19 protein-coding genes and 1 pseudogene are annotated in these 25,093 nt (G+C 70.9%); 7 read left to right on the forward strand and 13 right to left on the reverse strand.

Annotated features, from left to right (window positions below; all coding sequences use genetic code 11):
* Positions 1-99 precede the first annotated feature (99 nt).
* The 6 genes from tkt to pgl all read left to right on the forward strand — a co-directional run bounded on the left by tkt (position 100) and on the right by pgl (position 8,460).
* Positions 100-2,202 (forward strand): transketolase, encoded by a 2,103-nt coding sequence (gene tkt, locus BLS56_RS01465; protein ID WP_407640468.1) that lies wholly within the window; start codon positions 100-102, stop codon positions 2,200-2,202.
* Complete coding sequence (tal, locus tag BLS56_RS01470) at positions 2,199-3,308, forward strand: transaldolase (protein WP_091447349.1); 1,110 nt, start codon at positions 2,199-2,201, stop codon at positions 3,306-3,308. Before tkt ends, tal begins: the two co-directional genes overlap by 4 nt.
* 33 nt (positions 3,309-3,341) lie before the next feature.
* Positions 3,342-4,970: a glucose-6-phosphate isomerase gene (locus BLS56_RS01475; RefSeq protein WP_091447351.1), complete on the forward strand. Its 1,629-nt coding sequence runs from the start codon at positions 3,342-3,344 to the stop codon at positions 4,968-4,970.
* Positions 4,967-6,499, forward strand: a complete 1,533-nt coding sequence (gene zwf, locus BLS56_RS01480) for a glucose-6-phosphate dehydrogenase (protein ID WP_091447353.1) — start codon at positions 4,967-4,969, stop codon at positions 6,497-6,499. Before BLS56_RS01475 ends, zwf begins: the two co-directional genes overlap by 4 nt.
* A 69-nt stretch (positions 6,500-6,568) precedes the next feature.
* Positions 6,569-7,729 (forward strand): glucose-6-phosphate dehydrogenase assembly protein OpcA, encoded by a 1,161-nt coding sequence (opcA, locus tag BLS56_RS01485; protein ID WP_091447355.1) that lies wholly within the window; start codon positions 6,569-6,571, stop codon positions 7,727-7,729.
* On the forward strand, positions 7,726-8,460 hold the full coding sequence (gene pgl / locus BLS56_RS01490) for a 6-phosphogluconolactonase (protein WP_091447357.1): 735 nt from the start codon (positions 7,726-7,728) through the stop codon (positions 8,458-8,460). Before opcA ends, pgl begins: the two co-directional genes overlap by 4 nt.
* A 330-nt stretch (positions 8,461-8,790) precedes the next feature.
* On the opposite strand, the gene BLS56_RS31955 is transcribed toward pgl, so the two are convergent.
* From BLS56_RS31955 to pabB, 3 genes and pseudogenes are all read right to left on the reverse strand, one after another.
* Positions 8,791-9,774: a glycerophosphodiester phosphodiesterase family protein gene (locus BLS56_RS31955; RefSeq protein ID WP_267463893.1), complete on the reverse strand. Its 984-nt coding sequence runs from the start codon at positions 9,772-9,774 to the stop codon at positions 8,791-8,793.
* Between the two features lie 15 nt (positions 9,775-9,789).
* A pseudogene (locus tag BLS56_RS31960) lies at positions 9,790-10,833 on the reverse strand (glycerophosphodiester phosphodiesterase family protein); the annotation flags it as partial.
* Between the two features lie 266 nt (positions 10,834-11,099).
* Positions 11,100-13,172, reverse strand: a complete 2,073-nt coding sequence (gene pabB / locus BLS56_RS01500) for an aminodeoxychorismate synthase component I (protein WP_091447363.1) — start codon at positions 13,170-13,172, stop codon at positions 11,100-11,102.
* Between the two features lie 296 nt (positions 13,173-13,468).
* Here pabB and BLS56_RS01505 point away from each other — a divergent pair, with 296 nt between their 5' ends.
* A complete protein-coding gene (locus tag BLS56_RS01505) occupies positions 13,469-14,659 on the forward strand; it encodes a sensor histidine kinase (RefSeq protein ID WP_324187485.1) in 1,191 nt (396 codons plus the stop codon).
* 104 nt (positions 14,660-14,763) lie between these two features.
* Here the strand turns inward: BLS56_RS01505 and BLS56_RS01510 are convergent, their stop codons facing one another.
* The 10 genes from BLS56_RS01510 to BLS56_RS01555 all read right to left on the reverse strand — a co-directional run bounded on the left by BLS56_RS01510 (position 14,764) and on the right by BLS56_RS01555 (position 24,736).
* Positions 14,764-15,105: an RNA polymerase-binding protein RbpA gene (locus BLS56_RS01510; RefSeq protein ID WP_091447367.1), complete on the reverse strand. Its 342-nt coding sequence runs from the start codon at positions 15,103-15,105 to the stop codon at positions 14,764-14,766.
* A 93-nt stretch (positions 15,106-15,198) separates the two neighbouring features.
* On the reverse strand, positions 15,199-15,432 hold the full coding sequence (secG, locus tag BLS56_RS01515; RefSeq protein WP_091447368.1) for a preprotein translocase subunit SecG: 234 nt from the start codon (positions 15,430-15,432) through the stop codon (positions 15,199-15,201).
* 227 nt (positions 15,433-15,659) lie between these two features.
* On the reverse strand, positions 15,660-16,445 hold the full coding sequence (gene tpiA / locus BLS56_RS01520; protein WP_091447371.1) for a triose-phosphate isomerase: 786 nt from the start codon (positions 16,443-16,445) through the stop codon (positions 15,660-15,662).
* Positions 16,446-16,448: 3 nt separating this feature from the next.
* Entirely contained in the window at positions 16,449-17,636 is a 1,188-nt protein-coding gene (locus BLS56_RS01525; RefSeq protein WP_091447374.1) for a phosphoglycerate kinase, read from the reverse strand.
* 11 nt (positions 17,637-17,647) lie between these two features.
* Positions 17,648-18,652: a type I glyceraldehyde-3-phosphate dehydrogenase gene (gap, locus tag BLS56_RS01530; protein WP_091447376.1), complete on the reverse strand. Its 1,005-nt coding sequence runs from the start codon at positions 18,650-18,652 to the stop codon at positions 17,648-17,650.
* 557 nt (positions 18,653-19,209) lie between these two features.
* The gene (whiA, locus tag BLS56_RS01535) at positions 19,210-20,196 is read right to left on the reverse strand and encodes a DNA-binding protein WhiA (RefSeq protein WP_091447379.1); all 987 of its coding nucleotides are present in this window, start codon (positions 20,194-20,196) and stop codon (positions 19,210-19,212) included.
* 67 nt (positions 20,197-20,263) lie between these two features.
* Positions 20,264-21,214: a gluconeogenesis factor YvcK family protein gene (locus BLS56_RS01540; protein WP_091448695.1), complete on the reverse strand. Its 951-nt coding sequence runs from the start codon at positions 21,212-21,214 to the stop codon at positions 20,264-20,266.
* Positions 21,215-21,334: 120 nt separating this feature from the next.
* On the reverse strand, positions 21,335-22,219 hold the full coding sequence (rapZ, locus tag BLS56_RS01545; RefSeq protein WP_091447382.1) for an RNase adapter RapZ: 885 nt from the start codon (positions 22,217-22,219) through the stop codon (positions 21,335-21,337).
* A gap of 66 nt (positions 22,220-22,285) precedes the next feature.
* Positions 22,286-24,247: an excinuclease ABC subunit UvrC gene (gene uvrC / locus BLS56_RS01550; protein WP_091447383.1), complete on the reverse strand. Its 1,962-nt coding sequence runs from the start codon at positions 24,245-24,247 to the stop codon at positions 22,286-22,288.
* Positions 24,248-24,343: 96 nt separating this feature from the next.
* A complete protein-coding gene (locus tag BLS56_RS01555; RefSeq protein ID WP_139190455.1) occupies positions 24,344-24,736 on the reverse strand; it encodes a hypothetical protein in 393 nt (130 codons plus the stop codon).
* Between the last annotated feature and the right edge of the window lie 357 nt (positions 24,737-25,093).

Here is a 25,093-nt window from a genome sequence, read left to right on the forward strand (position 1 = left end):
CGCCTGCGGGATCGATCTAGACCCCGATAAGGAAGACTGTGCGCCACGAACCGCCAGATGTGGAAGTGGGAGCTCAAGTCCGTGTCCGTCAGTAGTGAAGTGCCAGCAGATCTGTCCGAACTCACCCGCGCGTCGCTTCCCGAGGACTGGACGGACCTCGACAAGCGCGCGGTCGACACGCTCCGGGTCCTCGCCGCGGACGCCGTGCAGAAGGTGGGCAACGGCCACCCGGGCACCGCGATGAGCCTCGCGCCGCTGGCCTACACGCTCTACCAGCGGGTCATGCGGCACGACCCGAGCGATCCGCACTGGATCGGCCGCGACCGGTTCGTGCTCTCGGCAGGGCACTCCAGCCTCACCCAGTACCTGCAGCTGTTCTTCTCCGGCTACGGCCTGGAGATCGAGGACATCCAGGCGCTGCGCACGTGGGGCTCGAAGACCCCAGGCCACCCGGAGGTCAACCACACCAAGGGTGTGGAGATCACCACCGGCCCGCTCGGCCAGGGGCTCGCCTCTGCCGTGGGCATGGCGATGGCCGCGCGCCGCGAGCGCGGGCTGTTCGACCCGGACGCCGCGCCCGGGGAGAGTGTGTTCGATCACCATGTGTTCGTCATCGCATCCGACGGCGACATCGAGGAGGGCGTCACCTCCGAGGCGTCCTCGCTCGCGGGTCGCCAGGAGCTGGGCAACCTGACCGTCATCTACGACGACAACAAGATCTCCATCGAGGACGACACCACGATCGCGCTGTCGGAGGACACCGCCAAGCGGTACGAGTCCTACGGCTGGCACGTCCAGGTGGTCGAGGGCGGCGAGAACGTCACCGGCATCCTCGACGCGCTGGCGGCGGCGAAGGCGGAGACGGCCCGCCCGTCGTTCATCCTGCTGCGGACGGTCATCGGCTTCCCCGCGCCGAACCTGATGAACACAGGCAAGGCGCACGGCGCCGCGCTCGGCGAGGACGAGGTCGCCGCGGTCAAGAAGATCCTGGGCTTCGACCCGGGGAAGACCTTCGAGGTCGAGGCCGACGTGCTCGCGCACGCCCGCAAGGTCGGCGAGCGCGGCAAGGCCGCCCGCGCCGAGTGGGAGCAGGCGTTCGAGACCTGGGCGCGGAGCAACCCCGAGCGCAAGGCGCTGCTGGACCGGGCGCAGGCCTACCAGCTGCCCGAGGGCTTCGCCGAGGCGCTGCCGAGCTGGGACCCGGACCCCAAGGGCCTGGCGACCCGCAAGGCGTCCGGCGAGGTGCTCAACGCGATCGGCGGGCTGCTGCCGGAGCTGTGGGGCGGCTCGGCCGACCTGGCCGAGAGCAACAACACCACGATCAAGGGCGCCGACTCGTTCGGCCCGCCCTCCGCGGCGACCAAGCACTGGAACGCCACCCCGTACGGCCGCACGCTGCACTTCGGCGTCCGCGAGCACGCCATGGGCTCGATCCTCAACGGCATCGTGCTGCACGGCCCGACCCGGCCGTACGGCGGGACGTTCCTGGTGTTCAGCGACTACATGCGCCCGGCGGTGCGGCTGGCCGCGCTGAGCGGCCTGCCGGTCGTCTACGTGTGGACGCACGACTCGATCGGCCTCGGCGAGGACGGCCCGACGCACCAGCCGATCGAGCACCTGGCCGCGCTGCGGGCGATCCCGGGCCTGGTCGTGGTGCGCCCCGGCGACGCCAACGAGACCGCCGCGGCGTGGAAGGCGACCCTGTCCCAGCACGACAAGCCGGTCGCCCTGGCGCTGACCCGGCAGAACCTCCCGGTGCTCGCGGGCACCAAGGAGCTCGCGAGCGAGAACGTGGCCAAGGGCGGCTACGTGCTGGCCGACGCCACCGGCGGCGAGCCCCGGCTGGTGCTCGTCGGCACCGGGTCGGAGCTGCAGATCGCGGTCGAGGCGCGCGAGGTCCTGGAGGCCGAGGGCATCCCGACGCGCGTGGTGTCGATGCCGTCGGTCGAGTGGTTCGACGCGCAGGACCAGGCTTACCGCGACTCGGTCATCCCGCCGTCGGTGAAGGCGCGCGTGATCGTGGAGGCGGGCGTGGCCCAGCCGTGGCACCGGTTCGCAGGCGACGCCGGTGAGATCGTCTCGATCGAGCACTTCGGCGCGTCCGCCGACTACCAGACCCTGTTCCGCGAGTTCGGCATCACCACCGAGGCCGTCGTTGCGGCGGCCCGCCGCTCCATCACCGCGACTGGAGGCCAGCAGTGACAGACATCCTCAAGGCCCTGTCCGACGCCGGAGTATCGATCTGGCTGGACGACCTGTCCCGTGAGCGCCTGACCTCGGGCAACCTCGCGGAGCTGATCCGCGACAAGCACGTGGTCGGCGTGACCACCAACCCGACGATCTTCGCGGCGGCGCTGTCCGACGGCGAGGCCTACGACGCGCAGGTGCGCGACCTGGTCGCGCGCGACGCGACGCTGGACGCGGCCGTCCGCGAGCTGACCACCACGGACGTGCGCAACGCGTGCGACCTGTTCCGCAGCACCTTCGCGGCCACCGACAAGATCGACGGCCGGGTGTCCATCGAGGTCGACCCTCGGCTCGCGGCCGACACCGAGGCCACCGCGGCCGAGGCGCTCGACCTGTGGAAGACCGTCGACCGGCCCAACCTGCTGGTCAAGATCCCGGCCACGCTGGAAGGCCTGCCCGCGATCACCCGCACGCTCGCCGAGGGCGTCAGCGTCAACGTCACGCTGATCTTCTCCGTCGAGCGCTACCGCGCGGTGATGGACGCCTACCTGGCGGGTCTGGAGCAAGCCAAGGCCAACGGGCACGACCTCGCGTCGGTCGCGTCGGTCGCGTCGTTCTTCGTGTCCCGGGTGGACAGCGAGGTCGACAAGCGCCTCGACGCCATCGGCACCGACGAGGCCAAGGCGCTGCGCGGCAAGGCCGCTGTGGCCAACGCGCGGCTGGCGTACGCCGCCTACCAGGAGGTGTTCGGCAGCGAGCGCTGGGCGGCGCTGGCCGCCGACGGCGCGCGCCCGCAGCGTCCGCTGTGGGCCTCCACGGGGGTGAAGAACCCCGACTACTCGGACACCCTGTACGTGGACGAACTGGTCGTGGCCGACACAGTCAACACAATGCCGGAGAAGACCCTGCACGCCGTCGCCGATCACGGCAAGATCATCGGTGACACGGTGACGGGCACGGCGGGCGAGGCCAAGGCGGTCTACGACAAGCTCTCCTCGGCCGGAATCGATGTCGACGACGTGTACGCCACGCTCGAGACCGAGGGCGTGGAGAAGTTCGAGAAGTCGTGGACCGAACTGCTCGACACGGTCCGCGGGCAACTCGACAAAGCCAAGAGCTGAGTTCGGGAACCTAGGAGAGGGCTGACGCCGCACATGGCAGAGCACCCCGGAGATGTCGCAGTAACCATTGTCGATCAGCGGCTCACCGAGGAGGCCGCTCCGCTTGTCCGGCAACTGGTCTCCGACCAGGTGGCGTCGAAACTCACCGGGCAGGACCCGACGCTCTGGGGGCCGGAGGCGGAATCCGAGTCCGCCATCCGGCTGTCCTGGACGACGCTGCCCGAGACCTCCCGCCCACTGCTCGCCGAGATCGACGCCCTCCGCGCGGAACTGCGCGCGGAGGGCGTCGACCGGGTGGTGCTGGCGGGCATGGGCGGCTCGTCGCTGGCCCCCGAGGTCATCACCAACACCGCAGGGACGCCGTTGGTCGTGCTGGACACGACCGACCCCGGCCAAGTCGCCGACGCGCTCGCGGGCGACCTGACGCGCACCGTGCTCGTCGTGTCATCCAAGTCGGGGTCCACTGTGGAGACCGACAGCCACCGGCGGCTGTTCGCTGCCGCCTTCGCCGATGAGGGCATCGACGCCGCCTCCCGGATCGTCGTGGTCACCGATCCCGGCTCGCCGTTGGAGAAGACCGCGACCGAGGCCGGTTACCGGCGGATCTTCCAGGCCGACCCGAACGTGGGCGGCCGCTACTCCGCGCTGACCGCGTTCGGCCTCGTGCCCGCCGGGCTCGCGGGCGCCGACGTCGGCGCGCTGCTGGACGAGGCGGCCGCCGCGGCGACCGTGCTCGCGGCGGACACCGAGGACAACCCGGCGCTGGTGCTGGCCGCCGCGCTGAGCGCGGCGCACGCGCGCGGCGCGGAGAAGGTCGTCCTCGCCGACACCGACTCGGGGATCAAGGGCTTCGGCGACTGGGCCGAGCAACTGGTGGCCGAGTCCACCGGCAAGAACGGCACCGGCCTGCTGCCGGTGGTCGTGGAAAGCCCGACCGCGCCCGGATTCGCCGACGCCGGAGAGGACGCCACCGCCGTCGCGATCGGCTCCCCCACCGGCGGGGCCACGCTGGGCACGTCCGGCAGCCTGGGCGGGCTGATGCTGCTGTGGGAGTACGCCACGGCGGTCGCGGGCAGGCTGCTCGGCATCAACCCGTTCGACCAGCCCGACGTCGAGGCCGCGAAGAAGGCGGCGCGCGCGCTGCTGGACTCCCCCGGCGACGGCGCGGCGGCCGAGCCGTCCTTTGTGGACGGCCCGATCGATGTGCACGCCACCGAGGGGCTGCTGCCGGAGGGAACCGACACGCTCGCGGGGGCGCTGCACGCGCTGTTCGCCGCCGCGCCGCGGTTCGGCTACCTGTCGGTGCAGGCTTATCTCGACCGGCTCGACGACGCCTCCGCGGTGCTGCTGCGCCCGGAGATCGCCCGCCGCACCGGGTTGCAGACCACGTTCGGCTGGGGCCCCCGGTTCCTGCACTCCACCGGGCAGTACCACAAGGGCGGCCACCAGAACGGCGTGTTCCTGCAGATCACCGGAGCCGTCGAGGACGACCTGGCCGTCCCCGACCGCCCGTACACCCTCGGCGTCCTGCAGACCGCGCAGGCGCTCGGCGACGGGCAGGTCCTGGCCGAGCACGGCAGGCCCGTGCTGCGGCTGCACTTCACCGACCGCGCCGCCGGTTTGGCGCACCTGGTCACGAGTCTCGCGGAGGTGGGTCGGTGACCCGCACCTGGATCAACCCGTTGCGCGACGAGCGCGACAAGCGCCTGCCGCGCATCGCGGGGCCGTGCGGCCTGGTGATCTTCGGGGTCACCGGCGACCTGTCCCGCAAGAAGCTCATGCCCGCGATCTACGACCTGGCCAACCGCGGCCTGCTGCCGCCGGGCTTCTCCCTGGTCGGGTTCGCCCGCCGCGACTGGGCCGACCAGGACTTCGGCCAGGTCGTGTACGAGGCGGTGAAGCAGCACGCCCGCACGCCGTTCCGGGAGGCGGTGTGGGACCGGCTCGCCGAGGGGTTCCGGTTCGTCTCCGGCACCTTCGACGACGACGCCGCGTTCGACCACCTCGCCGAGACCGTCGCCGAGCTCGACAAGCTGCGCGGCACCAGCGGCAACCACGCGTTCTACCTGTCCATCCCGCCCGGCGCGTTCCCGGTGGTGACCAAGCAGCTGGCCCGCTCCGGCCTGGCCAAGGCGACCGGGCCGGACGAGTGGCGCCGGGTGGTCATCGAGAAGCCGTTCGGGCACGACCTGGCCAGCGCCCGGCAGCTCAACAAGATCGTCAACGACGTCTTCCCCGAGGACGCGGTGTTCCGCATCGACCACTACCTCGGCAAGGAGACGGTGCAGAACCTGCTGGCGCTGCGCTTCGCCAACCAGCTGTTCGAGCCGATCTGGAACGCCAACTACGTCGACCACGTGCAGATCACCATGGCCGAGGACATCGGCCTCGGCGGCCGCGCGGGGTACTACGACGGCATCGGCGCCGCGCGCGACGTCATCCAGAACCACCTGCTGCAACTGCTCGCGCTGACCGCGATGGAAGAGCCCGTCTCGTTCCAGCCCCGGGCGCTGCGCACCGAGAAGATCAAGGTGCTGGAGGCGACCAAGCCGGTCGGGCCGTTCGCCGAGACCTCGGCGCGCGGGCAGTACACCGGCGGCTGGCAGGGCGGGCAGAAGGTGCTCGGCCTGCTGGAGGAAGAGGGCTTCGCGAAGACCTCCACCACCGAGACCTTCGCCGCGATCACCCTGGAGGTGAACACCCGGCGCTGGGCAGGCGTGCCGTTCTACCTGCGCACCGGCAAGCGCCTGGGGCGGCGGGTCACCGAGATCGCGGTCGTGTTCAAGCGCGCGCCGCACCTGCCGTTCGACGACACCGCCACCGAGGAACTGGGGCAGAACGCCCTGGTGGTGCGGGTGCAGCCGGACGAGGGCGTGACCATGCGGTTCGGGTCCAAGGTGCCGGGCAACTCGATGGAGGTGCGCGACGTGTCCATGGACTTCAGCTACGGCCACGCGTTCACCGAGTCGTCCCCGGAGGCCTACGAGCGGCTGCTGCTCGACGTGCTGCTCGGCGAGCCGTCGCTGTTCCCGGTCAACCAGGAGGTCGAGCTGTCCTGGGAGATCCTGGAACCGGTCCTCAAGTACTGGAAGTCGGCGGGCAAGCCGGAAAGCTACCCGGCGGGCACCTGGGGCCCGGAGTCCGCGGACGCGATGATGTCCCGCACCGGCCGTCATTGGAGGCGACCGTGATCCACAATTGCTCCCTGATCGGGGGCGCCGACCGGGTGCGGGTGTCCCGCGCGGACACAGGAGGCGACCGTGATCATTGACCTGCCGTCCACCACGACATCACACGTCAATTCCAAACTTGTCCAGATCCGCGAGCAGGGCGGCGCGACCGCGCTCGGGCGGGTGCTGACCCTGGTGATCGTCACCGACGACGGGGCGCGCACCGAGGACGCGATCGACGCCGCCAACGACGCCAGCCGGGAGCACCCGTGCCGGGTGATCGTGGTGGCCAGGGGCGCGCGCAAGGCCGCGGCCCGGCTCGACGCCCAGATCCGCGTCGGCGGCGACGCGGGCGCCAGCGAGGTCGTCGTGCTGCGGCTCTACGGCGCGCTGGCCGACGAGGGCGCGACGTGCGTGATCCCGCTGCTGCTGCCCGACGCGCCCGTGGTCGCGTGGTGGCCGTTCGAGGCGCCCCCGCGGCCCGCGGACGACCCCATCGGGCGGCTCGCGCAGCGGCGGATCACCGACTCGGCGGCCGAGCGCAACCCGATCCGGGCGCTGGAGGTGCGCCAGAAGCACTACGCCGCTGGCGACACCGATCTCGCGTGGACCCGGCTGACGCTGTGGCGGGCTGTGCTGGCGGCGTCGCTGGACCTGCCCCCGTACGAGAAGGTGACCGGGGCATCGGTGACCGGCGAGGCCGACTCGCCGTCGACCGACCTGCTGGCGGGATGGCTGGCGGCGCGGCTGCGGATTCCGGTGAAGCGGGTGAAGGCGACCAACGGCGAGGGCATCGTCTCCGTCGCGCTGGAACGCCGGTCGGGCTCGATCGAGTTGGAGCGGCCGGACGGGAAGGTCGGCACGCTGACCCAGCCTGGGCAGCCTGCTCGGCGCGTCGCTCTCCAGCGGCGGGAGATTCGGGACTGTCTGGCCGAGGAGTTGCGGCGGCTTGATCCGGACGAGCCCTACGAGGCGACGCTGAAGGGGCTGTCGAAGATCGTGCGCGGGCGGGCGTCGTCCGGGCGGGCAGGCGCCGGAAAGGCGGCTTTGCCCACCGGGGAACCCAAGCCGTCGGCGGCTCAGGCGAAGGCAGTGGCGGCGGGCAATGGCGCCGATCCGGCTACTCGGGCCAAGTCAGCGGCGAAGTCGGGCGCGGCCAAGTCCCCCGCGAAGACCGTGGCCGCGCGGACCGGCGCGAAAACGGCCACCGGGAAGGCCACGGCGTCCAAGTCCGGCAAGGGCGGGTCATGAGCTCGCCTGAGGTGGTGGTGTACCGGGACGCGGGTCTGCTCGCGGCCGCCACCGCGGCGCGTCTGGTGACCCGACTGGTGGACGTGCAGGCGGCACGGGGGTCGGCGTCGCTGGTGCTTACCGGTGGGCGGACTGGGATCGCCGTGTTGGAGCAGGTGCGGGTGAGTCCTGCCCGGGACGCCGTGGACTGGTCGCGGGTGGATCTGTTCTGGGGGGACGAGCGGTTCCTTCCCGCTGGGGCCCCGGAGCGGAACGAGACCCAGGCTCGGGCCGCGTTGCTCGACCATGTGCCGGTTGATCCTGCCCGGGTCTTTCCGATGGCGGCTTCGGATGGCGTTCACGGTGATGATCCGGACGCTGCCGCCGCTGCTTATGCGTCGGTGCTCGCGGGCTGCGCTTCTGGGGCCGCTGTGCCGACGTTTGATGTGTGTCTGCTGGGGGTTGGGGAGGAAGGGCACACGCTGTCGGTTTTCCCTGACTCGCCTGCTGTTCATGAGACTGAGCGGGCGGTGGTGGGGGTTCGGGACTGCCCCAAGCCGCCGCCTACTCGGGTGAGTTTGACGCTGGGCGCTGCTCGTCATTCTGACGAGATTTGGCTGATGACTACGGGGGCGAGCAAGGCTTCCGCTGTGGCTCAGGCGTTGGCTGGGGCTGACGAGGTCGCGCTTCCGGCTGCTGGTGCTCGGGGGCGGTCGCGGACTCTGTGGCTACTGGATTCGGCTGCTGCTTGAGGGGTGCGGCTGGGGTTGTGTTGGTTTGCTCGATGGGCTGGAGTGGTTTCTTCGGGGCCCCCACGAAGGAAGATCCCGTCGCGGGAAAGACAGGTGGGGAGCCTTCGGCCCCACGACCACGGCAAGTTTAGGGATCTTCCTTCACCCCCAAAGAAACCACTCCACCCCATCGAGCACTGGGCGGGCGCTGGTTCTGCCTGGCAGATGCTCGGGTTTGCTTCTTGGCCCATCTGGCACCTGGCAGCCTTGCGTGCGGCCTGGTAGGTCCTCGGTGTGCTGCACCGCTATCAAGAGAGGGGCTGGCAGCCAGCCCCTCTCTTGGTAGGCGGGTCAGCGTAGGCCGTGGAGTTTGGCTACGCGGACTAGGAGGTCTGGGTTGTCGGTGATGATGCCGTCGACGCCTAGGGTGATGACTCGGTTCATCGTTGGTTCGTCGTTTACGGTGTAGGGGATGACCTTGAGGTGTTTGCGGTGTAGGCCTTGGACGTCGGGGGCGTGGAAGTAGGCCGGGTTTTGGCGTAGGTACCAGTCTTCATTGTCTACTGTGGACTGGTTTGGGTCGTGGACCTGCCAGTTGGCCGAGACTGTGGTTGCGCCGGATTGGCGGACCAGCTTCGCCAGGTCTTGGCTCTTCCACCAGTCCAGGCCGCCGGTCCAGGGACTCTTGGTGGTCGGGTCGCCGTAGATGGCTTGTAGGGAGCATTCGTCTGCCAGGGTTTTGCATTCTGCTGGGCCGTACTGCCAGATCAGGGCTACGGTTTCCAGGCTTGGGTTCAGTTTGCGGGCCAAGATAATGGTGCGCCAGTCGAAGGACTGGAGGGTGGTTCGAGAGGTGAAGCCCGCTCGGGTGATTTCGGTGACGACCTTGCGGGTGAACACCTCGTAGGGGGCTGTGTCGTTGGCGGTTGGGCTGACCTTCGTCTCGATGTTCAGGCGGATGTCGGGGCGGCCGCTTGCGCGGACAGCGGTGAAGACCTCGGTGAGGGTGGGGATGCGTTCTCCGGGGGCGGCTACCTGTTCGGGGAACTCCGGGAGGGTTTTGGAGCCGCAGTCGATGGTTTTGAGTTGGGCCAACGTGAGGTCGTGGACTCGCTTGCCCACGTAGGGGAACTCTGGATCAGCGGGGGTGGCCGGGGCGGTGTCGACGCAGTGGGAGGCGTTGACCGTGCGGTCGTGGAGGACTACGACGTGGCCGTCTTCGGTGATTCCGGTGTCCAACTCCAGAGTGGACACATCGGGGTTTGCCAGCGCGTAGCGGAAAGCGGCCAGGGTGTTCTCCGGGCGCACTGCGCGGGCGCCTCGGTGGCCCTGGATGTCGAATGGTGACGCGTATGCCTTGGGGAGGCGGAATCCGCGCTGGGCCAACAGAGTCCGGAGGCGGTCCGGGTAGTCGGTGATGAGGCCGTCGATGCCGTCGTTGATCAGTTTGGTCATCGTGGGGACGTCGTTGACGGTCCAGGGGACGACCTTGATGCCGTTGCGGTGCGCGTGGCGCACCATTTCGGCGGTCACATAGGGGCGGTAGGCGGGGTCTTGGACCGAGCCGCCCTGGGGGAAGCCGTGCACCGGGGAGAAGGTGGTCGCGCCGAAGGTTTTGATGGCCGCGATGGGGTCGCCGTGGAAATCGTCGATGTCCAGGCCGCCCAGCCAGGGAGACGCGCCGTCTTTGCCGGTTTGGAGGAAGTCGTGGTTGGTCAGGGCGACCAAGGGGAGGCGGGGGGCGATCTGGCGCATCCGCATCAGGGCGCCCCAGTCGAAACTCTGGATGCTCACCCGGTTGCCCATCGCGGCCGCTTCGATCTCGCGGGCGGTGATCTGGACGAACTGCTCGCGTGGGGCTGTTTCGTGCGGGGCGCCTGCTTCGACCTTGGTCTCGATGTTGAAACGGACGTCGGTCGCGCCGTAGCGGCGAGTCAGGGCGAACACGTCGCGCAGCAATGGCATTCGGGAGCCGGGGGCCAGTTCCTGATCCGGGCGGTCGGAAAGCCGGACGGAGCCGCAGTCGAGGGTGCGGACCTGGGCGAGAGTCAGGGTGTGGACGAACTTGCCGACGTAGGGGTACTCGGCGTCGCCGGGGGTCGCGGGGGTGGTGTCGCGGCACTTGCGGGCGTCGACCTTGCGGTCGTGGGTGACCACGGCCTGGCCGTCCTCGGTGATCTGGACGTCGAGTTCCAGGGTGCTCACGCCGAGCCGCAGGGCGTTGCCGAAGGCGCTGAGGCTGCTCTCCACGCGCAAGCCGAGGCCGCCGCGGTGGGCTTGCAGGTCGAACGCGTGCGGGCGGTGGTCGGCCTCAGCCGCCGCGGCGGTCAGGGGCGCGGCGAGCACGCAGGTGAGCGCCGCCGCGGCCGCCCGGGCTAACAGGGATCGGGTCATAGCGGGATGGTGGCAACCGGAAGGGGACAGGCCATGACGGCTGAGTGAACGGCCAGGTGAACGGCCGGGCCGAGATCGGCCGGACAACCGGACCGAGAGCCAGGCAAGCGGCCGCACCAGAGCAGGCCAAGCGGCTTGGCGGACGAGTGAACGACCAAGCCGCGAAACAGCCGGACACCCCGACCCGCAGCCGGGCTAGCGGCCGCACCGAAGCGGGTCAGGCGGCAGGGGCGAGCGGTCGGCGGAAGGCCGCGAACCAGCCCGGGCTAACGGCCGGTGGCTGGGACGCGGCCGGGGAACTCGGCGTCGAGCAGGGTGAGCATGGTGGTGGCCTTCACGGCGGTTTCCTCGAACTCCCCCGCCGGGTCCGACAGGGCGATGACCGCGCCGCCGACGCCGAAGGAGACCGAGCCGGGGCGCACGACCAGGGTGCGGATGACGATGCTCAGGTCTGCCGCGCCGGTCAGGGAGAAGAAGCCGATCGCGCCGGAGTAGACGCCGCGGGGGCCGCGTTCCAGCCGGTCGATGATCTCCATGGTGCGCACCTTGGGGGCGCCGGTCATCGAGCCGCCGGGGAAAGCCGCGCGCACGCACCGGACCGCCGAGATTCCCTCGGCGAGTTGGGCGCGGATCGTGCTGACCATCTGGTGCACGGTCGCGTAGGTCTCGACCTCGAACAGGGCGGGCACGTGCACCGAGCCGACCTCGGCGTGGACGCCCAGGTCGTTGCGGACCAGGTCGACGATCATCAGGTTCTCGGCGCGGTCCTTCTCGTCGGTGGCCAGGTCATGGCGTAACGCCTCGTCTTCCTCGGGGGTGCGGCCGCGCGGGCGGGTGCCCTTGATCGGGCGGGACTCGACCGCGCCGGTCGCCGAGACGGACAGGAACCGCTCGGGGGACGTGCTCAGCACCGACAGGTCGCCGAAGCGCAGCAGCGCCCCGAACGGCGCGGGGCTGGCACGCCGCAGGTAGCGGTAGGTCTGCCAGACGTCGACGGCGGCGGGGGCGGTCAGCTCGTTGGTGAGGCACACCTCGTAGGTGTTGCCGTCATCGATCGCGACCTGGCAGCGGGCGACCATCGCCAGGTAGTCGGCCCGGTCGTGGCGGGGGGTCAACTCCCCCGCGACCACGCCCGGTGTGACCGGGGCGGTGGGCGCGGGATGGGCGGCGAGGGCGACGAGGCGGGCGGCGGTGGCGGCCTGCCAGTCGCGGGCGGCGGGCTCGTCCCCAGCGAGGGCGAGCAGGTAGACCTCACCGGTGGCGTGGTCGAAGACCACGGCGCGGTCGGCGAAGACCAGTTGCGCGTCGGGGTCGGCCGCCCGGTGGGCCTTGGCGCCGCCGCACTCGGCCTTGAGCTCGTACCCGAGGTAGCCGACCCAGCCGAGCGCGAAGTCGAACGGCAGGTCCGGCACGACCACCCGGCGCGCGGCGAGGTCGGCGTCGAGCCAGCCGAGGAAGTCGCTGGTGACGACCTCGACGCCCGCGGCGGAGGTGACGGTGACCGTGCCCGTCCACACGTCGGCCGCGGCGACCCTGGCCAGCGGGCCGCTCGCGTCGCCGAGGAAGGAGAAGCCGCCGCCCGCCGAGCTGTCCAGCCAGAACGCGTGAGGCGAGTCGCGATAGAGCGCGTCGAACGCCTCTTCCGCGGTGACGGCGACCGTCAGCCGCTTGACGAGCACGCGGGCCGCCTGCGCGACGGGCTCGGGCGGGGCGGGCATCGGCGGGGCGGACGCGGCGACCACGGTCTCCCGTGGGCGCTCCGCCCACCAGCGCCGGGTCAGCGCGGCGAAGTTCGCCAGCAGGTCACGGCCGTGCTCGGTGGCCACCGACTCCGGGTGGAACTGCACGCCCCAGGCGGGCCGGTCGCGGTGGCGGACGCCCATGAGCACGCCGTCGTCGCTCCACGCGGTGGCCACCAGGTCGTCGGGCAGGTCCTCGGCCGCGAGGGAGTGGTACCGCACGACCCGCAGCGGCGAGGGCAGCCCGGCGAACAGGTCGGTCCCGGAGTGGTGGACCGCGGACAGCCTGCCGTGCCGGACCTCGGGTGCGTGCGCGATCCGCGCGCCCGCCAGCAGGCACAGGCCCTGGTGCCCGAGGCAGACGCCGAGCAGCGGCTGGCGGGCCGCGGCGAGCACGGCGCGGCTGAGGCCGAAGTCGCGGCGCACGCCGGGGTGGCCGGGCCCCGGGGAGATCACCACGTTGTCGAAGTCGGCCAGTTCGCCGAGGTCCCAGTCCTCGTCGTTGCGCACGACCGTCGGCCGGGCGCCGTCGATCGCGGCGAGCGCCTGGTAGAGGTTGTAGGTGAAGGAGTCGTAGTTGTCGATGATCAGCGTGCGCATCCGCGGACTCCTTTCCCTGAACACAAAGCGACTACTGTGGATTTGCTCTCGCACAGAAGTTCGGCACACCTCGTCCCGACCAGGGCGAAGTCTGTCTTCATTGGTGACGAGCACCGTGCAGCACATCGCCGCAGGAAGGGCGATTCATGCCACAGCGACAGCGCAGGCCTGCCCAGGACCGCAAGAATGCTACAACCCGGGACGGTGTGCCCCAGCGGCGAGCGGGCGCACACGACCGGCCTGAGCTGCACGAACAGCCCGAGTCCAGCACCGGCGGAGAACAAGGAGGTGCCGCCGTGGCCGCGCCAGCGCTCTCCCCGGACGACCTCGTGCCCGCCGCGACCCCGAGCGAACCCCGGCGGCGGGTGCCGAGCTGGTACGCCGCGCTGCGCGCGAACCGCCGCGCGCGGGCCATCTCGTCCGACGTCCTGGCGGTCGTCGTGGCCGTCCTCGACGTCTGGCTGGTCATCCCGGAGAACGCGCCCGGCTACTCGATCTGGCTGTCCTGGGCGGCGGTCCCGGCGATGCTGCTGCGCAGGCACGTGCCGTTCCTGGCCGTGCTGCTCACCATCCCGGGCTTCTTCGCGGGCTGGGCCCAGCTCGCGGCCATGATCGCGCTCGGCACGCTGGCCAGGCGGCGCCTGCTCGACTGGCGCACGATCACCGGGGCCGTGCTGGTGTGGCTGTCCCGGTTCGTGCTGTGGCCGTGGTCGGAGTTCCTGGCCCTGACCTGGCGCCAGCACTTCCTCGACGCGCTGTACGGGGTGCTCGTCGCCGGGATGCCGGTCGCGATCGGGATGCTCATCTCGCTCCGGCACGAACTCGCGACCCGCATCCGGCAGCTCGCCCGCAGCCGGGAGCGGGAGCAGCGGCTGCACGCCGCCGCCGTCCGCTCCGCAGAGCGCGCCAAGCTCGCCCGCGAGATGCACGACGTGGTCTCCCACCAGGTCACGCTCATCGCGATGCAGGCGGGCGCGCTCAAGGTGGGCTGCCAGGACGATGAGACCCGCGACGCCGCCGAGACGATCCGCACGCTGAGCACCCGCACCCTCGAAGAGCTGCGGGAACTGGTGGGCGTGCTGCGCTCCGGCGGGGACGAGGGCGACACGCAGCCGGGCGTCGAGGAGATCAGCGACCTGGTGCACGGCTCCGACGTCGCCGTGGCGCTGGCGATCGACGCGGCGCCGGAGCGGCTGCCCGCGCCGGTCTCGCGGGCGGCGTACCGCACCGTCCAGGAGGCGCTGACGAACGTGCGCAAGCACGCGGCTGGCTCGCGGGCGTCGGTGCGGGTGCAGACGCGGGAGAACGTGCTCGTGGTGGAGGTCAGCAACGACCGGCCCAGCACCCGGTCGTCCGGCCTGCCCTCGGGCGGACACGGGCTGCTCGGCCTGCGGGAACGCGCGGGCCTGCTGGGCGGCAGCTTCGACGCGGGCCCCACCTCGGAGGGCGGGTTCTCGGTGCGCGCCCGGTACCCCCTGGCGAACTAGGTCCTGTCCCGGAGCACCGGCACTTCGGGACAGGGCCTCTGAAGACACCTCGGGCCCCGCTCCTGGTGGGAGCGGGGCCCGAGAGACGCTTGCGCCGGGCTGGGTCAGCCCTCGCGCCGGGCGCGGAGCTTGGCCAGCGCCTCGGCGAGGATGGCCTCGCCGTCGGCGTCGGAACGACGCTCCTTCACGTAAGCCAGGTGCGTCTTGTACGGCTCGTTGCGGGGCGCCTTCGGCGGCGCCTGTTCGTCGAGGCCGCCGGGCAGGCCGCAGCGCGGGCAGTCCCACGACTCCGGCTTCTCGGCGTCCAGCGCGAACGACGGACGGGACTCGTGTCCGTTCGCGCACCAGTAGGACACCCGCTGCCGAGGCGCGGACTCGCCGCGCTCGGACTCACCCATGGGACCAGCACCGACCCGGGTACCCCGGATCGCGTTACCACCGGCCATTGATGTTCACACCCCCACCACGTGGTTACACGGCGCCTTGACCACGCCGCGTCACTGTCGACACCTTGGACCCGCCTTCCGGCGGAAGCCGGATCAGCCGACCTTGATCAGCAGACCGAGACCGACGACGCAGATGATCCAGACCGCACCGACGAACAGGGTCACCCGGTCGAGGTTCTTCTCGACCACGCTGGAGCCGGACAGGCTGGACTGCATACCGCCGCCGAACAGCGAGGAGAGGCCGCCACCGCGACCCCGGTGAAGCAGCACCAGCAGAATCAGCAGCAGGCTGGTGACGATCAGGGCGATCTGCAGGGTCAGAACCATGTCATCCTCGCTGTCGAACGATTGAAGTCACAGGTTACCTGGTGATGTTGGTATCCACGACCACCGCCCCGGCGCGCCACGCCGATGGCGCTTACCAGATTTGCCGCCACCGCGCACGCCAAAGTCGTCCGCACGTGCAGCTGCACGCCCAAGAATGACGAATGCCCTTCCCACCAGGGCGGACCCGGTGGGAAGGGCCGTCACGGACCAGTGCGGCAGCGGGCCGTTTACGGCAGCGGACCGCCCGCGGCCAGCGCGCACAGCTTGGTGAACTCGTCGGCCTGCAGGCTCGCGCCGCCAACGAGGGCGCCGTCGATGTCCTCCTGGGCCACCAGCTCGCCGATGTTGCCGGACTTCACCGAGCCGCCGTAGAGCACGCGGACGGTGGCGGCGACGTCGTCGCCGTACTTGTCCGACAGGGTCTTGCGCAGCGCGGCGCAGACCTCCTGCGCGTCGGCGGAGGTGGCCACCTTGCCGGTGCCGATCGCCCACACCGGCTCGTAGGCGATGACGACCTTGGCCACCTGCTCGGCCTTGAGTCCCTTGAGCCCGGCGATGACCTGCTCGGTGCAGTGCGGCACGTGCTCGCCCGCCTCGCGCACCTCGACGCGCTCGCCCAGGCACAGGATCGGGGTGAGCCCGTGCTTGAGGGCGGCCTTCACCTTCGCGTTGACCAGCTCGTCGGTCTCGTTGTGGTACTCGCGGCGCTCGGAGTGGCCGACCGTCACGTACGTGCAGCCCAGCTTCGCCAGCATCGGCCCGGAGACCTCGCCGGTGTAGGCGCCCGAGTCGTACCGCGAGATGTCCTGCGCGCCGTAGCGGATCAGGAGCTTGTCGCCGTCGACCATGGTCTGGATCGACCGGATGTCGGTGAACGGCGGCAGCACGGCCACCTCCACCTTGGCGAAGTACTTCTCCGGCAGCGAGAAGGAGATCTTCTGCACCAGGGCGATCGCCTCAAGGTGGTTCAGATTCATCTTCCAGTTGCCCGCGATGAGGACCTGTCGTGCCATGGCTCAGCCCTCCAGCACCGCGACGCCGGGGAGCTGCTTGCCCTCCAGGTACTCCAGCGACGCGCCGCCGCCGGTCGAGATGTGCGAGAACCCGTCCTCGGGCAGGCCCAGCAGCCGCACGGCGGCCGCGGAGTCGCCGCCGCCGACCACGGAGAACGCCGACGAGTCGACGATCGCCTGCGCCACACCGCGGGTGCCGTCGGCGAACGGGGCCAGCTCGAACACGCCCATCGGGCCGTTCCAGAACACCGTGCCCGCGCCGGCGAGGATCTCGCCGTAGCGCTCGACGGTGATCGGGCCGATGTCGAGGCCCTTCCAGCCCTCGCGGATGTTCGCCGCGAGCACGGTCTGGGTGTTCGCCTCGGCGGAGAAGTCGTCGGCGATGACCACGTCCGCCGGGAGCACGATCTTCTCCGGGTGCTCGGCGAGCAGCCGCTTGCAGGTGTCGATCATGTCGGCTTCCAGCAGCGAGTCGCCGACGCCGAGGCCCTGCGCGGCCAGGAACGTGAAGCACATCCCGCCGCCGACCAGGATCGCGTCGACCTTGGGCAGCAGCGAGGAGATGACCGCGAGCTTGTCGGAGACCTTCGAGCCGCCCAGCGCCACCACGTACGGCCGCTTCGGCTCGCCGGTGAGCGTGCGCAGCACCTCGACCTCGGCGAGCACGAGACCGCCCGCGTACGCCGGGAGCTTGGTCGCGATCTCGTAGACCGAGGCCTGCTCGCGGTGCACGACACCGAAGCCGTCGGAGACGAACGCGTCGGCCAGCGCGGCGAACTCGTCGGCCAGCGCGCCCCGCTCGGCGGCGTCCTTGCTGGTCTCGCGGGCGTCGAAGCGCACGTTCTCCAGCAGCGCGACACCGCCGTCGGCGAGCGCGTCCACAGTGGACTTCGCGGACGGGCCGACCACGTCGGCGGCGAACGCGACCGGCGAGCCGAGCAGGTCCCCGAGCCGTTTGGCGACCGGGGCGAGGGAGTACTTCGCGTCCGGCGCGCCCTTGGGCCTGCCCAGGTGCGCCGCGACAACGACCCGCGCGCCCGCCTGGCTCAGCGCGCTGATCGTGGGCAGCGACGCGCGCACGCGGCCGTCGTCGGTGATGGTGTCGCCGTCGAGGGGGACGTTGAGGTCGGCGCGCACGAGCACGCGCCGACCCGTCACCCCCTCGGCCAGCAGGTCGTCGAGAGTCTTCACAGGGGCGGTCCTCAGAGCTTGGAGGCGACGAGAGCGGTCAGGTCCGCGAGGCGGTTGGAGTAGCCCCACTCGTTGTCGTACCAGCCGACGACCTTGACCTGGTTGCCGGTGACCTTGGTCAGCGGCGCGTCGTAGATGCACGACGCCGGGTCGGTGACGATGTCCGAGGACACGATCGGGTCGGTGCTGTAGCGCAGGATGCCCGCGAGCGGGCCGTCCGCCGCGGCCTTGTAGGCGGCGTTGACCTCGTCCAGGGTGACCTCGCGGCCCAGGGTGACGGTCAGGTCGGTGGCCGAGCCGGTCGGCACCGGCACGCGCAGCGCGTAGCCGTCGAGCTTGCCGTTGAGCTCGGGCAGCACCAGGCCGATGGCCTTGGCCGCGCCGGTCGAGGTGGGCACGATGTTGAGCGCGGCGGCGCGGGCGCGGCGCAGGTCCGAGTGCGGGGCGTCCTGCAGGTTCTGGTCCTGGGTGTAGGCGTGGATCGTGGTCATCAGGCCACGCTCGACGGTGAACGCGTCGTGCAGCACCTTCGCCAGCGGCGCGAGGCAGTTGGTGGTGCAGGACGCGTTGGAGATCACGGTCTGCGAGCCGTCGTACTTGTCCTCGTTCGCGCCGAGGACGACAGTCAGGTCCTCGCCCTTGGCGGGCGCGGAGATGATGACCTTCTTCGCGCCGCCCTCGTCGACGTGCTTGCGCGCGTCGGCGGCCTTGGTGAAGAAGCCGGTGGACTCGACCACGACGTCGACGCCGAGGTCCTTCCAGGGCAGCTTGCCCGGGTCGCGCTCGGCGAGCGCCTTGATGGTCTGGTCGCCGACCTTGATGCCCTCGTCGGTCACCGAGACCTCCTGCGGCAACCGGCCGAGGATGCTGTCGTACTTGAGCAGGTGGGCCATGGTCGCCACGTCACCGAGGTCGTTGAAGGCCACGATCTCGATGTCGTGGTCGCTTGCCTGCACGGCCCGCCAGAAGTTGCGACCGATCCGACCGAAACCGTTGACACCTACGCGAACCGTCACCTGTGTCTCCTCGTTGCGACTCGTAGTAACGGGCCCTGGGGCCCAAGATTTTTCCGCCTACCCACGAACCCTAGCGTCCAAGCGGCCACTCGCAGGTCAGGAGGTCAGCGGGGTCTCTTTATCGAATCAGATCATGACGGTGACCGCCAGTGGCAAGTCCCGAAGGCGGACGGATTGTCTCGCTCGAACAAGATCGCCGAGGATTTTCCGGAGACTCCCAGCGGCGGACGACAACCACGCCGCCGGACGGGCCGTAGTGACAACCGGGAATGACAACCCGATCGGTGACGAACCCGGGACATGACAACCCGGGACATGGCAACCCGGGATATGACAACGGAGTGGAGTCCGCCTGCCCCCACGCCGGGCGGACTCCACTCCGTTTCCCCCCGCGGGCGCCCCTCCCCCAAGCGGCGCCCGCGCTCCCGATAGAGAAGAGGCGCCGACGGGGGCGGCAGATACCGAATGAGACCCAGGTCACAATCAAGGTTGTGGTGGGTGACTTACCGTGCTCACCAAGAGTCGGTCGGCGATCACCGCGGCGGTGTTCGCGCTGGTCAGGCGTCCGCGTCAAGCATGTCGGCGGTGACAGCCGACTCGGTGTCGGGCAGGCCGAGGTCCTTGGCGCGCTTGTCCGCCATCGCCAGCAGCCTGCGAATCCGGCCCGCCACCGCGTCCTTGGTCATCGGCGGCTCGGAAAGCTGGCCCAGTTCCTCCAGCGACGCCTGCTTGTTCTGCAGCCGCAACTCCCCCGCCGCGGTCAGGTGCTCCGGGGCGTCCGGGCCCAGGATCTCCATCGCCCGCTGCACTCGCGCGGCCGCGGCGACCGCGGCGCGGGCCGAGCGGCGCAGGTTGGCGTCGTCGAAGTTGGCCAGGCGGTTGGCGGTCGCCCGCACCTCGCGGCGCATCCGGCGCTCCTCCCAGGCCAGCACGCTGGAGTGCGCGCCGAGGCGGGTGAGCAGCGCGCCGATGGCGTCGCCGTCGCGCACGACCACCCGGTCGGCGCCGCGCACCTCGCGCGACTTGGCCTGGATGCCCATCCGCCGCGCCGCGCCGACGATGGCCAGCGCGGCCTCCGGGCCGGGGCAGGTGATCTCCAACGCGGACGATCTACCCGGCTCGGTGAGCGAGCCGTGCGCGAGGAACGCGCCCCGCCAGGCGGCTTCCGCGTCGCAGACCCCGCCGGACACCACCGGCGCGGGCAGCCCGCGCACCGGTCGGCCGCGCGGGTCGAGCAGACCGGTCTGCCGGGCCAGGCCGTCGCCGTCCTTGACCACGCGCACCACGTACCGGGTGCCCTTGCGCAGCCCGCCGGAGGTGATCACATGCACGTCGGCGTGGTGGCCGTACAGGTCGTGGATCTCCTTGCGCAGCCGCCGCGCCGCCGACCCGGTGTCCAACTCGGCCTCGACCACGACCCGGCCCGCCACGATGTGCAGTCCGCCCGCGAAGCGCAGCAGCGAGGACACCTCGGCGCGCCTGCAACAGGTCTTGGACACCGCGAGCCTGCTCAGCTCGTCCTTGACTGCGGCGGTCATCGCCACGGGTCCTCCTCTCCGGCCCAGCTAGGGCATGTCCTCAGGTACATCCCATCACGACGGCGTGATCGGCTCAGCGTCCCCTCACCGAGGTGATCGCCCGGCGCAGGCTCGCCGCGAGCGCGTCGGGATCGTGCCTGCCCGCGACCGGACCGGCCGCGATCCCGTCGAGCCACATGTCCGCCCCGAGAACGGCAGCCGCACGTCGGAGCCGGTCCGGCGTGGGAACCGAGTCGGCGTCGGCGATGACCGCGTCCACCCGCAGCCGGGGCGCGTGCTCGGACAGAACGTCGAGGTGCCGTTCCGGGGAGAAGCCCGCAGTTTCCCCCGGTTGGGGGACAAGATTCAACACGACGACCCGCGTCGCCTCGGTCCGCACGATGGCGTCGTGCAACTCGGGGACCAGCAGGTGCGGCAGGACGCTGGTGAACCAGGACCCGGGACCGAGCAGCACCACGTCGGCGTCGAGGACGGCCGCGACCGCTTCCGGGCAGGCCGAGGGGCGCTCGGTGCGGCGGGTGGCGCCCAGCAGCCGGATGCGGCGCACCCGGCCGGGGGTGGTGGCCACGGCGACCTGCCCGCGGATGCGGCGCACCGTGGTCGGGTCTTCCTCCAGCCCGGTCACGTCGGCCTCGATGTCCAGCGGCTCAGTGGACATCGGCAGCACCCGCCCGGTGACGCCGAGCAGCCGCGCGGCCTCGGCGAGGGCGGCGACCGGGTCGCCGACCACCTCCAGCAGGCCCGCCAGCACCAGGTTGCCCACCGCGTGGCCCGCGAGGGCGCCGGAGCCGCCGAAGCGGTGCTCGAACACCTCCCGCCACGGCTGGTCGTCGCATCCGGCCAGGGCGGTGAGCGCCTTGCGCAGATCGCCCGGCGGAAGCAGGCCAAGTTCCCGGCGCAGCCGCCCGGACGAGCCGCCGTCATCGGCGACGGTGACCACCGCGGTGACGTCGTCGGTGAGCCGCCGCAGCGCGCTGAGCGTGGCGTGCAGGCCGTGGCCCCCGCCGAGGGCGACCGCGCGCAGCGGCCGGTCCACCGGGTCGCTCACCGAACCCCCTCACTCGTTCGGCGCCTCCGCGCGCCAACGCACCGCGTCAACGACTCGCTCACCGAGCCACCTCACCCGTCCGATGCCCCCGCCCGGTCACTCGCGCCCCAGGTCGCGGTGCACGACCTTGACCGCCATGCCGTCCTCGTCCGCGAGCCTGCGGGAGAGCTCTTCGGAAATCGCGACACTGCGGTGCTTGCCGCCCGTGCAGCCCACGGCCAGCGTCAGGTAGCGCTTGCCCTCACGGCGGTAACCGGCCCCGATCAGGCGCAGCAGGTCGTGGTAGCGGTCGAGGAACTCGTCCGCGCCCTCCTGGCTGAGCACGTAGTTGCGCACGTCGGTGTCGCGGCCGGTCTGGTCCTTGAGTTCCGGGATCCAGAACGGGTTCGGCAGGAAGCGCACGTCCATGACCAGGTCGGCGTCCATCGGGAGGCCGTACTTGTAGCCGAAGGACAGCACGGTGACCCGGGTGCCGGTGCTCGACTCGGTGCCGAACGCGTCCTCGATCTTGGCGCGCAACTGGTGCACCGAGAGCGTGGAGGTGTCCAGGATCAGGTCCGCCTCTTCGCGCAGCGGCATGAGCAGCGAGCGCTCGTTGGCGATGCCCTCGATCAGCCTGCCCTCGCCTTGCAGCGGGTGGCCCCGGCGGACCTGCTCGAAGCGGCGGACCAAGACCTCGGTCGTGGCCTCCAGGAACAGCACGCGCGGCCGGTAGCCGCGGGCGTCGAGGTCCTTGATGATGGCGGAGAGGTCTTCGGTGAACGCGCGGCTGCGCACGTCCATCACGACCGCCACCTTGGTGATCGCCCCCCTGGCCTGCGAGCCGAGCTCGACCATGGTGGAGATCAGCTCCGGCGGCAGGTTGTCCACGACGAACCAGCCCAGGTCCTCCAGACACTTCGCCGCCGTGCTCCGTCCCGCGCCCGACAGTCCGGTGACTACCGCGACCTCGATACCGGGCCCGGCCTGTTCGCTACTCATCGAGCCACCTCACAAGATCGGTGGCTCCGCTCGCCAACGCGCTGTGTCACTGGTCCGCTCGCAGGCTCACTCACTGATCTCCCTCTGCCTCCCTGCGCCCGGGGAGTCTCCCGCGAGCGCGCTGTGCACCGCCTGCGCGGTGCCCGGGCCGATGCCGGGCACCTCGCCGATCTCGTCGATGCTCGCCGCCCGCAGGCGCTTCAGCGAGCCGAAATGCTTGATCAGAACCGACTTCCTGGTCTGGCCGAGGCCGGGGATGTCGTCGAGCGCCGAGGTCGTCAGCCGCTTCGACCGCTTCTGCCGGTGGTAGGCGACCGCGAACCGGTGGGCTTCGTCACGCACCCGCTGCAACAGGTACAGCGCCTCGCTGGTGCGCGGCAGGATCGCGGGCTCCGGGTCGGCGGGCAGCCACACCTCTTCCAGACGCTTGGCCAGCCCGATCACCGCGACGTCGGTGACGCCGAGGTCGGCGAGGACGTCGGCGGCGGCGTTGGCCTGCGGTCCGGCTCCGTCGACCACCAGCAGGTTCGGCGGGTAGGCGAAGCGGCGCGGTTTGCCGGTCTCCGGGTCGATCCCCGGGGTCGGGTCCTGCCGCTGGCCGGACTCCCCCGCGTACCGGGCGAACCGGCGGCGCACCACCTCGGCGATCGAGGCGACGTCGCCTTCGGTTGCCGCTTCCCGGATGGCGAAGCGCCGGTACTCGGACTTGCGCGCCAGGCCGTCCTCGAACACCACGAGCGAGGCGACGACGTCGCTGCCCTGGATGTGGCTGATGTCGACGCACTCGATGCGCAGCGGCGCGGTGTCGAGCCCCAGCGCGTCCTGCAACTCCTGCAGCGCGGCCGAGCGGGCCGTCAGGTCGCCCGCGCGGCGCAGCTTGTGCTGGGTGAACGCCTCCTTGGCGTTGCGCTCCACGGTCTCCATCAGCGCCCGCTTGTCGCCGCGCTGCGGCACCCGCAACCGCACCCGCGACCCGCGCAACTCGCTGAGCCAGTCAGCGATGGCCGGGGCGTCCTCAGGCAGCTCCGGCACCAGGACCTCGCGCGGGACCGGACTGCCGTCCGTCTCGGCAATCTCGGCCTGGTCGCCGTAGAACTGGCTGAGAAACCGGTCGACCAGACCGGAGACCGGGGTTTCCTCGTCGGCGTCCTCGATGCGGTCGATCACCCACCCGCGCTGGCCGCGGACCCGCCCACCGCGCACGTGGAACACCTGCACGGCGGCTTCCAGCTCATCGAACGCGAAGGCCACCACGTCCGCGTCGGTGCCGTCGCCGAGGACGACGGCCTGCTTCTCCATGGCGCGCCGCAGCGCGGCAACGTCGTCGCGCAGCCGGGCGGCCCGCTCGAACTCCCACGCGTCGGAGGCCGCGGCCATCTCCTTCTCCAACCGGCGCACCATCGCGTCGGTCTTGCCGGAGAGGAAGTCGCAGAAGTCGTCCACGATCGCCCGGTGCTCATCGGCGTCGACCTTGCCCACACAGGGCGCCGAGCACTTGTCGATGTAGCCGAGCAGACACGGCCGCCCGATCTGGCCGTGCCGCTTGAACACCCCGGCAGAGCAGGTGCGCGCCGGAAACACCCGCAACAGCAGGTCAAGTGTCTCGCGGATGGCCCACGCGTGCGCGTACGGCCCGAAGTAGCGCACCCCCTTCTTGCGCGGCCCCCGGTAGACATGCAGCCGCGGGTACTCCTCGTGCATCGTCACGGCCAGCACCGGGTACGACTTGTCGTCGCGGTAGCGGACGTTGAACCGGGGGTCGAACTCCTTGATCCAGTTGTACTCCAGCTGCAACGCCTCGACCTCGGTGGACACCACGGTCCACTCGACGGCGCCCGCGGTGGTCACCATCTGCCGGGTGCGCGGATGCAGGGAAGAGACGTCGGCGAAGTACGAGTTCAACCTGCCCCGCAGGCTTTTCGCCTTGCCGACGTAGATGACCCGGCCACCAGGATCACGGAACTTGTACACGCCAGGCGCGTCCGGGATGGTGCCGGGAGACGGTCGGTAGGTGGACGGGTCGGCCACACCGACAACCCTACGGCCGAGCACCGACAACCCAGGGTGTCGGGTCGCCACCCGCTCCCGACGCTTCCGGAACGTGGCGTCGGAGACAGCAGCCCATCAACGCGAGCCGTCGGCGACGACACCGCCGCCTCGTCGCCCGGCGTCGGGCGATCCGGTTCCGCCGTGGTCGGTCACACCGCTGACCGCGGCAGGGCGAAGCTCACCACCGCCGCCGTCAGCAGGATGACGCCAATCAGCGCCCACCAGCGGTCCCGCGGCCGCGGCAGGCGCGGCGCCGATGGGACCGAGGACGATCAAGGTCCACCCCCGCCCGCGCCGCGACGTGGGGAGACTGAGAAGCAGGTCCAGAATCGTCGGCGCGCTCGATGGCGTCCCTGAGCCCGCCATTGCCCGCAGCGCGACGGCGGTGAGGGCAGGGTCCGCCTGGCCGGTGACCACGGCGTCCCAGGTGACCTCCCCCGCGTCTATCCAGGTCTGGAGAGGTCGCATGTCCGCGCCAAGGGCGCCCCGCCTGGCTGCCTCGGCGAACTCCCGCTCATCGGCCGCTCGCTCCTTGTCCCCAGCGAATTGTCCCAGCGAACCGCGCCGATTCGCGGCGCACATCGTCGCCAAGCCGGCCCACTGATTTCCGCGGGGAAGTCATCGTCTCGACCATATCGCGGCGGGCCTTGTCCAATTCCGCGTGTTCATGTGGACGTGGCAGGCCTGGTGCGCCGAGCCCTCCCAGGTTTCGGCTAGCGCTTCGTTGACGTTGTCCAGAGCCACCTGCACGCCCGCCGCGGCCTTGGCGGGGTTGTCCCAATCGTCAGCAAGGGACCGCGGTTCGCCCCTCTGGGTGTCCGGCAC

It is taken from the genome of Actinokineospora iranica (assembly GCF_900101685.1).
GTDB classification, from domain to species: domain Bacteria; phylum Actinomycetota; class Actinomycetes; order Mycobacteriales; family Pseudonocardiaceae; genus Actinokineospora; species Actinokineospora iranica.

Excerpts from the sequence above, each read along its gene's own strand:
- BLS56_RS01475 (WP_091447351.1), top strand. The coding sequence starts at position 3,342 with ATGGCAGAGCACCCCGGAGATGTCGCAGTAACCATTGTCGATCAGCGG.
- BLS56_RS01510 (WP_091447367.1), bottom strand. The coding sequence starts at position 15,105 with ATGGCCGGTGGTAACGCGATCCGGGGTACCCGGGTCGGTGCTGGTCCC.
- tpiA (WP_091447371.1), bottom strand. The coding sequence starts at position 16,445 with ATGGCACGACAGGTCCTCATCGCGGGCAACTGGAAGATGAATCTGAAC.
- rapZ (WP_091447382.1), bottom strand. The coding sequence starts at position 22,219 with ATGAGTAGCGAACAGGCCGGGCCCGGTATCGAGGTCGCGGTAGTCACC.
- pgl (WP_091447357.1), top strand. The coding sequence starts at position 7,726 with ATGAGCTCGCCTGAGGTGGTGGTGTACCGGGACGCGGGTCTGCTCGCG.
- secG (WP_091447368.1), bottom strand. The coding sequence starts at position 15,432 with ATGGTTCTGACCCTGCAGATCGCCCTGATCGTCACCAGCCTGCTGCTG.
- BLS56_RS01555 (WP_139190455.1), bottom strand. The coding sequence starts at position 24,736 with ATGCGACCTCTCCAGACCTGGATAGACGCGGGGGAGGTCACCTGGGAC.
- pabB (WP_091447363.1), bottom strand. The coding sequence starts at position 13,172 with ATGCGCACGCTGATCATCGACAACTACGACTCCTTCACCTACAACCTC.